1 protein-coding gene is annotated in these 1122 nt (G+C 69.8%); it reads right to left on the bottom strand.

Translation table 11 applies throughout. The features are described from left to right. Positions 1-1122: L-serine ammonia-lyase (locus tag DQW85_RS22575; protein WP_113702163.1), on the bottom strand; the 1122-nt coding region annotated here is incomplete at both ends.

Genomic DNA, 1122 nt, shown 5'->3' with positions numbered 1-1122 from the left:
TCGATGACGTTGACGGCCAGGCCGCCGCGTGAGGTCTCCTTGTACTTGTCGAGCATGTCGCGGCCGGTGTCGCGCATGGTCTTGATGGCCTTGTCCAGGGAGACGAAGTGGCGGCCGTCGCCGCGCAGCGCGATGCGGGCGGCGGCGATGGCCTTGATGGAGGCGACCGCGTTGCGTTCGATGCACGGGATCTGCACCAGGCCGCCGATCGGGTCGCAGGTCAGGCCGAGGTTGTGTTCGATGCCGATCTCGGCGGCGTTCTCCACCTGTTCGGGGGTGCCGCCGAGCACCTCGGTCAGCCCGGCGGCGGCCATCGAGCAGGCCGAGCCGACCTCGCCCTGGCAGCCGACCTCGGCGCCGGAGATGGAGGCGTTCTCCTTGAACAGCACGCCGATCGCGGCGGCGGTGAGCATGAAGCGGATCACCCCGTCGTCGTCGGCGCCGGGCACGAAGCGGCAGTAGTAGGTGAGCACGGCGGGGATGATGCCGGCCGCGCCGTTGGTGGGGGCGGTGACGATGCGGCCGCCGGCGGCGTTCTCCTCGTTGACGGCCAGGGCGAACAGCGACACCCAGTCCATGGCCTGCAGCGGGTCGCTGCCGCTGGTTTCGGTGCGCAGCCGGCGGTGCAGCTGGTGGGCGCGGCGCTTGACCTTCAGCCCGCCGGGCAGCACGCCTTCCTGGGTGGTGCCGCGCTTGACGCAGGCGGACATGACCTGCCACAGGTGCAGGATGCCGGCGCGGATGTCGGCCTCGGTGCGGCCGAAGGCTTTCTCGTTGTCCAGCATCAGGCCGGAGATGGACAGTCCGGTGCCGGCGCAGTGTTTGAGGAGTTCTTCGGCGGTGGTGAAGGGGTGGGGCTGGACGGTGTCGTCGGCTTTGATGCGGTCGGCGCCGGTGGCGTTCTCGTCGACGACGAAGCCGCCGCCGACGGAGTAGTAGATCTTCTCGCGCAGCAGGTGGCCGTGCTCGTCGTGGGCGGTGAAGCGCATGCCGTTGGGGTGGCCGGGCAGGGAGATCTTGCGTTCGAAGATGAGGTCCTGGCCGATGACGAAGGGGATGGGGTGGCTGCCGAACAGGGTCAGGGTGCCGTCGGCGCGCATCCGGGCCAGGCGGGGTTCGATG

Origin of the sequence: Nonomuraea lactucae (assembly GCF_003313395.1) — a bacterium.
Taxonomy (GTDB): Bacteria; Actinomycetota; Actinomycetes; order Streptosporangiales; family Streptosporangiaceae; genus Nonomuraea; species Nonomuraea lactucae.
This window is presented reverse-complemented; position numbering and strand designations above follow the sequence as displayed.